Here is a 7,182-nt window from a genome sequence, read left to right on the forward strand (position 1 = left end):
TTCCCTCAACCCAAGGCCCACGCCCGCGCTCATTGCGGCTCGATGCCGAACTCCTTGATCAGCGCCCCCATGGTCGCGATCTCCTTCGCCAGGAACGCGCTGGCGCCGGCGGGCGTCGCGAGAGGACCGACGTCGACATCGAAGCCGAGCGTCGGCGCGCGCTCGCGGACATCAGGGAGCTGAAGGACCTCGGCGATCTTCTGGCTCATCGCCTGGACGATCTCGAGGGGCGTCCCGGCCGGTGCCATCACCATGAACCAGCCGCCGATATCGGCGCTGGCGAGGGTTTCGGCGATGGCGGGCGTCCCCGGGAGCGAGGCCAGCCTCCTGGTGCCGGCGACCGCCAGTGGACGCAACGTCCCTTCCTTGATGAAGGGCTCCGCGACTGAGGCGGACTGGATCGTCGCCTGGACGCGGCCGGCGATGGTGTCCTGGATCGAATTGGCGGCCGAGGCATAGGGCACGAGCACCATCTTGATGCCGGCGCGCCGGTTGATCGTCTGGCCGATCAGGCCGGAGATGTTGCGCTCGCTGTCGACGGCCAGGCTAATCTCGCCGGGCTTGGCCTTTTCCTGCGCGACCAGGTCCTCAAGCGTCTTGAAGGGCAGGGCGGGGTTGACCAGCAGCACATGATGACTGCGGGCCGCCATCGCAACCGGCACGAAGTCCTTAAGCGGATCATAGGGCAACTTCTTGAAAGTGTGTGGGTTCGTCGAGAGCGAGGCCGAGGTGGCGAAGAGGAAGGTGTATCCGTCCGGCGTCGCGCGGGCGACCGCCTGCGTCCCGACGATATTGGCGGCGCCGGTGCGGTTTTCGACATAGAGCTGCTGGCCGAGACTGCGGGACAGTTTGTCGGCCAGCACGCGCGCCAGAATGTCGGGGCTGTTGCCGGCGGCCTGCGGTACGACGAGCGCGATCGGCCGCTGCGGCCAGGCCTGAGCCTGCGCGCCCCCGATCGCGACCAGCGCGAATGCGGCGCCGAGCGCCAGTGATCTGAATTTGGACATCGTGTCCTCCGGGCTCTTCTAGGATTGGGGGAAGTGCCGTCGGGCGTGCTCCGCGAGCCTCGAAGGCGCGCTTCCGGCGGCGTCGAGGGTCAGGCTTCGTCGGCGATGCCGTTGCGCAGGATGCCGAGGCGGTCGATCTCGACCTCGACGACGTCGCCGGGCTTCAGCCAGAGCGGGGGATTGCGCTTGGCGCCGACGCCGCCGGGCGTGCCGGTGGCGATCACGTCGCCGGGCTCGAGCCGCGTGAAGGAGGAGCAGTAAGCGATGATCATGGGGATATCGAAGATCATCTGCTCGAAGGTCGCGTCCTGCACGACCTGTCCATTGACGCGTGTCTGCAGGCGCAGATCGGGCAGCGGGCCGAGTTCGTCGGGCGTCATCATCCAGGGGCCGAAGGCGCCCGTATCGGGGAAGTTCTTGCCCGGCGTGAACTGGTGGGTATGGCGCTGGAAGTCCCGGACGCTGCCGTCATTGTAGCAGGCATAGCCGGCGACATGGGCGAAGGCGTCCTCGCGGGCGATGTAGCGGCCCGGCTTGCCGATGACGATGGCGAGCTCGCCCTCGAAATCGAGCTCGTGCGAGATGCGCGGCCGGACGATGTCGGCGCCATGGCCGATCTGGGAATTGGCGAAGCGAGCGAAGATCGTCGGGTTCTCGACCTCGGCCCGGCCGGTCTCCTTGCGGTGCATCTCGTAATTCAGCCCGACGCAGAGGATCTTGTCGGGATTCGGCACGACCGGGAGCCAGGTCACCGCCGAGAGCGGATGGCATGGGGCGCTCGCGGTCGCCGCAGCGACCTCAGCGAGCGCCGAGGCGGCGATGACGCTCTTTAGATCGGGATAGCGGGCCGACAGGACGGCGCCGAGATCGACGGCTTCGTCGCCCTTGATCAGACCCCAGCTCGGGCCGCCCTGAAGGCGGAAGGTGGCAAAACGCATCGGAATGAATCCTCTCAGGACTAAGCGTGTGCAATGGGAGCGGCTGGTGCCACAGGAGCGGGGGCGGCGAGGCCGAGGCTGAAGGCCTCGATCAAAGCGGCAAGTGCCAAGCCTTCGGCGGCCGTGCCGAAGACGTAATGGTCCGGCCGCACGATCGCGGCAGCGCGACCGCAGGCGGAAAACCAGTCGCGCACGACGCCGTCGCATTCGACGACCGTGACATCGGCCTGCGCGAGGGGCGCGGTTCCCGACTGCGCCAGAGCGATGACGGTGAGGCCCGCGGCCCGAGCCGCCGCGAGAACGCCTTCCGTCAGGGTGCGGGCCCATGCGGTCTCGATCACGAGGCGGCTTCCCGCTCCCGCGACGGCATCGAGGCGGGCGCGCCCCTTGGCCGTCTCGACCCAGGGTTGAGGGAAGAGCTTCCCCCGCGCCGGATCGGCTTCGTCGGCGAGAACACCGGACGTCAGCGGCGGCACGATCTCCTGGCGGGTGAGGGTGCGTGGCTTGCCACCCCCCTCGGCGAGGATACGCGCGTCACGGGCGCGCGCAGCTACCGGATCGCGCTCGCAGATCACCTGGCCGATCGCCTTGATCCGCGTCGTCAGCTCGCGGACATGCGCACTGCGCTCCGCTTCGTAGCTGTCGAGAAGGGCCTCGCCCGACGATCCGTCGAGCACGCGAGCGAGCTTCCAGACGAGATTGGCGACGTCGCGCACGCCCTGGCACATACCCTGGCCGATGAAGGGCGGTTGCTGATGCGCGGCGTCGCCGGCGATGAAGACGCGGCCGGCGCGCCAGCGCTCGGCGACGAGCGCGTGGAAGCGGTAGCTCGCCGCCCGCCACAGCGTCGCATCGGCTGGCGTCAGCCAGTGCGCCAGAAGCTCCCAGACGCGCTCCTGCGTCTGCGCCACGCGCGGGTCCTCGCCCGGCAGCAGCATGATCTCCCAGCGGCGATGGTTGCCCGGGCCGATGATGAAGCTCGTCGGCCGCTGCGGGTCGCAGAACTGCGCCGAGTTCTGCGGCAACTTCGCCAGCGCGGCCTCGTGCACCAGCATGTCGACCACCAGCCATGGCTCGTCAAAGACGAGATCGGTTAGACGGATCCCGAGCCGCTCGCGGACGCCGCTGGAGGCGCCGTCGCAGGCGATGACGTAGTCGGCGGTCATGGTACGGCGCGTGCTGTCATCCCCCCGCAATGTCAGCGTCACCCTGTCGGGCGCCGCGTCGAGATCGACGAGCTCGGATCCCAGCGAAACCTCCACGCGGGCGAGGGCCTGTGCATGAGCCCGCAGCGCCGCCTCGACGGGCGGCTGTGTGAAGACCATCGTCGGCACATAGCCCTGCGGATAGGGCTCCGGCACGGTGTCGATCCGGCGGATCAGCTGCCCGTCCGCGCCGAAATGGTCCGACGCATGGAACGGTGCGACATGCGGCAGCACCGCCTCCGCCAGGCCGAGATTGTCGAGGATGCGCAGGATTTCGTGGTCGATCGCGATGGCGCGCGGCTTGTCGTAGACCTCGCGCTGCTTGTCGATGACGAGGCTGCGGATGCCATGCTGCCCCAGCAGATTGGCGGCGAAGGCGCCGCTGGGACCGAATCCGACCACGACGACTTGGAAATGCTCGGGATCGGGATGGACTGCTTTGCTCACCTGATCGAAGGTCCTGTGCTGGGCGTTCATCGGGACCCCGCAGGCGAGGCCATCGGGCGATAGGTGATCGCCGTCTGGGCCGCCTTCACATGATCGGGTTTGGGCGGGGCGATGCCCCACTGGTCCGTACGCCCCGGCGGCCACACCCACTCATGCGGCCCGCGAACGCGGTAGCTATCGTCGACCTGCAGCACTTCCGCCGTGAACTCGACGACGAAGCCGACGGGATCGACGAAATAGGCGAAGACGTTGTCACCGGGGCCGTGGCGGCCGACGCCCCAGCCGATCGGATAGCCGGCGTCGATGAGGCGGCCCGACGCCCGCATCACCGATTCCCAGTCCGGCACGAGAAAGGCGATGTGGTTGAGGCCGCTGACTTTCGCTTCGGCCAGGACCACTGCGTGATGATCGCTGTTGCAGCGCAGGAAGGCCATCAGCTTCGAGCGGTCGGTCAGCGCGAAGCCGAGCCCCTCTTCGAAGAAGCGCGCCTGGGCGTCGACATCGTTGCTGTTCAGGTTGACATGCGCGAGCCGCGACGCCCGGTCGGGCCTATCGTCTGCATTGTCATGGGACGCATCGCCCTGGACGAAGCGGTAGACGCCGCCCTGCGGCTCGGCCAGTTCGAGTAGGATGCCGCCGCCGGGCTCGATCGTGAGCGCGGGCCCCGTCAGTACCCGGGCGCCGTGGCGCCCGGCACGCTTCGCGAGGACTGCCAGATCGGTCGCCACATCGACCCGGAACGTCACCGACAGAATCTCCGCCGCCGCGCTAGGCTGCAGCGACAGAATGTGGTGATCCGCGCCAGTCGCCCGCAAATAGACGGTCTCGCCCTGCCGCGCCGCGATCTCCAGCATCCAGACCTCGGTATAGAAACGTTCGGAGACGGCGATGTCGGGCGTGCCGATCTCGACGGAGCGCAGGGCGGCGACGGGAAAACGGCTCACGGCGAGACCTCGCTCAGGCGGCCGAGGAAGGTCGCCGCATTGTCGCGCAGCAGCCGCACGCGCAGCGCCTCGTCGGCGAAGGCGGCCTCGATGCGCGCGACGGGGCGGCGCTCGTGGAAATTGAAGGGGTAGTCCGTGCCGATCATAACCTGCGTCTCGCCGAAGAGCCGGACCAGATGCTGAAGCGTCGGCTCGTCATAGACGAGCGCATCGTAGAACAGATGCCGGGCCTGCTCGGTCGGCGAGGCTTCGATGCTCTCCTGTAGAGCCGGGAAGACCCGGCGGCCTTCCTCCAGCCGCGGCAGCAGCAGCCCGAGCGTTCCCCCGCCATGGCTGAACGCGATCCGCAGGCGCGGACGCCTCAGCACCAGATTGGAACAGATGACAGAAGCCGCGGCGAGGCCGACATCCCCGGGATAGGCGAGGACTTGCTGGAGCTGCCCCGGTCCCACCAGCCGCTCCTGCCCGCAGGGACGCACCGCATGGACGAACACGGCCGCACCGAGCTCTTCGGCCACCGCGAAGAAGGGGTCGAAATCGGGGGCGCCGATCGGGCGGCCATTGACGTTGCTGCCGACCTGCACGCCGACAAAGCCAGGGTCGCACATCAGCCTTTCCAGCGCGGCCAGCGCCCGGTCCATGTCCTGCAGCGGCAGGGCGCCGAGTCCGACCAGGCGCCCGCCGGATTCGGCCACCATCACCGCGATCTGATCGTTCACATAGCGCAGCAGCTCGTCCGCATCGGCGGCGTTCATCCAGTAGGACATCAGCTCGGGCATCGCCGAGATCGCCTGGAGTGAGAGTCCCATTTCCTCCATGTCGGCCAGGCGCTTGGGGACGTCCCAGCAGCGGTCGGAGACGGTGCGATAAGTGCGCCCGTCGATGACGACGTGACGATGGCAGGGCTGCGCTTCCGCCATGGCGGGCCAGCCCTTCGGCGCCGGACCTTTGAGATAGGCCGGGAATCTCGCGGGGACCACATGGGCGTGGATGTCCACGCCGCAGCGACAGCCCCCGAGCTTCTTCCAGCTCCGCTCCGATTCCGCGCTCGTCACGAACCCTCCCGAGGACTCGATTTTTGTTGTTGGCGCAGAGAATATTCGATAATCCGATGCCGTAAAGCGAAATTTATAAATTCTGCGCGAGCGAGGCAGCGTGTACAGATCGCAGAGCGGCAGCATGCCAGGCGGCAGCGCCCGCTGGCCCGCCTCGCAGGAGATCGAACCCCTTCGCATGACAGCGCCGACCCCATCGACCCGTACGCTAGATCTCTATGACAAGCTGCGCGAGGACCTTCTCAACGGACGGCTCAAGCCTGGCCAAAAGCTCCAAATGCGATTCCTGATGGAGGCCTATCAGGCCGGCCAGACGCCGCTGCGCGAGGCATTGAACCGGCTGACCTCCGAAGGGCTGGTGCAGTCGCGCGAGCAGCGTGGCTTCGTCGTCTCGCCCGTCAGCAAGTTGGAGCTGCAGGAACTGACGATGACGCGCTGCTGGCTCGAGGGGCTGGCGCTGCAGAAATCCATGGAGGCTGCGACGCCCGAATGGGAGGAGGCGCTGGTGGTGGCGCATCATCGCCTCGCCCGGACGCCGCGCTCGCTCAATCCCGAGCAGTTCGAGGACAATCCCGACTGGGAGCGCCTGCACCGGATCTTCCACCGCACCCTGATCAGCCAGTGCGGATCGGCCTCGCTCATCGGCTTCTGCGATCATCTCGCCGACCAGCTCTACCGCTATCGCCGCGTCTCGATCCGCCGCGTCTTTTCCACGCGCAAGATCGGCGACGAGCACCAGGCTATTCTGACGGCAGTGCTGGACCGGGAAGTCGACCGCGCGGTCAAGCTGCTGGAGAAGCATTACCGGCACACCGCGGATGTCATTCTCGATGATCCAGCGTTTTGAAAAGCCGCGCCTCCTGGTCTCGCGTCGCCGATGGAACAGAAGATCGGCCCATGCCAAGCCTACGCTGGACGCGCTGTCCAGTGTCCGGATTGTCCGACGCCGTTTAGCCCTGAACGTCCCTCAGACTATTGGCCGCGAGACATTTACGTTGAGCTCGGCAACACCGCATGGGTCGGTGGATTGCAACGGTAGCAGAGTTGCCAGCACCTGCCCTCCCACGAGGCTGGCCATCGCATTGAGTCCGGAGGGCAGGAACCCGCGGGGCGAGCGTCCCTTTTGAGCAAGCGCTTGTTCCACCAGTTCCGCAGCGTCCACGGCACAGAACAGCAACTGAACATAATCGGGGTGTCGGGGGCTGCCGCCGCGGTGCGCCAGAGAGGGTAAAAGCGCCATAACCCGACATTGGGTCCTCCCCTTAAACCAGATGGGGTGGATGGCTCCCGCTCCCGGCGCTGCAGCGCCACAGTGGTGCTGTCACGCAGCACGAGCTTGGAGCGACCACGATGGAGATCACGACTGTCGGCATCGACCTGGCCAAGAATGTCTTCCAGGTGCACGCCATCAACGGAACAGGAGAGGTCCTCGCCCGACGAGCGCTGAGGCGAGCTCAGGTCATGCCCTTCTTCCGCAAGCTTGCTCCCTGCCTGGTCGGCATGGAGGCCTGCGGCACGAGCCATCATTGGGCGCGCGAACTGACCGCTCTGGGGCATACTGTGCGATTGATGCCGCCGGCTTACGT

General features: G+C 67.1%; 6 protein-coding genes and 1 pseudogene. 2 read left to right on the forward strand and 5 right to left on the reverse strand.

All coding sequences use genetic code 11. The annotated features are described in order from the left end of the window. Positions 1 to 29: 29 nt before the first annotated feature. From BMZ21_RS26605 to BMZ21_RS26625, 5 genes are all read right to left on the reverse strand, one after another. On the reverse strand, positions 30 to 1,007 hold the full coding sequence (locus BMZ21_RS26605; protein ID WP_091841967.1) for a Bug family tripartite tricarboxylate transporter substrate binding protein: 978 nt from the start codon (positions 1,005 to 1,007) through the stop codon (positions 30 to 32). Between the two features lie 89 nt (positions 1,008 to 1,096). Beyond that, a complete protein-coding gene (locus BMZ21_RS26610) occupies positions 1,097 to 1,945 on the reverse strand; it encodes a fumarylacetoacetate hydrolase family protein (RefSeq protein ID WP_091841970.1) in 849 nt (282 codons plus the stop codon). A gap of 20 nt (positions 1,946 to 1,965) precedes the next feature. Beyond that, the gene (mhpA, locus tag BMZ21_RS26615; protein WP_244544033.1) at positions 1,966 to 3,597 is read right to left on the reverse strand and encodes a bifunctional 3-(3-hydroxy-phenyl)propionate/3-hydroxycinnamic acid hydroxylase MhpA; all 1,632 of its coding nucleotides are present in this window, start codon (positions 3,595 to 3,597) and stop codon (positions 1,966 to 1,968) included. 26 nt (positions 3,598 to 3,623) lie between these two features. After that, the gene (locus tag BMZ21_RS26620; RefSeq protein WP_091841976.1) at positions 3,624 to 4,541 is read right to left on the reverse strand and encodes a VOC family protein; all 918 of its coding nucleotides are present in this window, start codon (positions 4,539 to 4,541) and stop codon (positions 3,624 to 3,626) included. Beyond that, entirely contained in the window at positions 4,538 to 5,596 is a 1,059-nt protein-coding gene (locus tag BMZ21_RS26625) for an amidohydrolase family protein (protein WP_244544034.1), read from the reverse strand. Before BMZ21_RS26625 ends, BMZ21_RS26620 begins: the two co-directional genes overlap by 4 nt. Before the next feature lie 178 nt (positions 5,597 to 5,774). On the opposite strand from BMZ21_RS26625, the gene BMZ21_RS26630 reads away from it, so the two are divergent. Continuing rightward, entirely contained in the window at positions 5,775 to 6,443 is a 669-nt protein-coding gene (locus BMZ21_RS26630; protein ID WP_091842007.1) for a GntR family transcriptional regulator, read from the forward strand. Positions 6,444 to 6,946: 503 nt separating this feature from the next. Continuing rightward, positions 6,947 to 7,182: pseudogene (locus BMZ21_RS26635) on the forward strand (IS110 family transposase); the annotation flags it as partial.

Source organism: Allobosea lupini (genome assembly GCF_900109525.1).
Lineage (GTDB): Bacteria > Pseudomonadota > Alphaproteobacteria > Rhizobiales > Beijerinckiaceae > Allobosea > Allobosea lupini.

What these genes read in the sequence shown, in the direction of transcription:
- BMZ21_RS26610 (WP_091841970.1), bottom strand. Translation starts at nt 1,945, where the DNA reads ATGCGTTTTGCCACCTTCCGCCTTCAGGGCGGCCCGAGCTGGGGTCTG.
- BMZ21_RS26630 (WP_091842007.1), top strand. Translation starts at nt 5,775, where the DNA reads ATGACAGCGCCGACCCCATCGACCCGTACGCTAGATCTCTATGACAAG.
- BMZ21_RS26605 (WP_091841967.1), bottom strand. Translation starts at nt 1,007, where the DNA reads ATGTCCAAATTCAGATCACTGGCGCTCGGCGCCGCATTCGCGCTGGTC.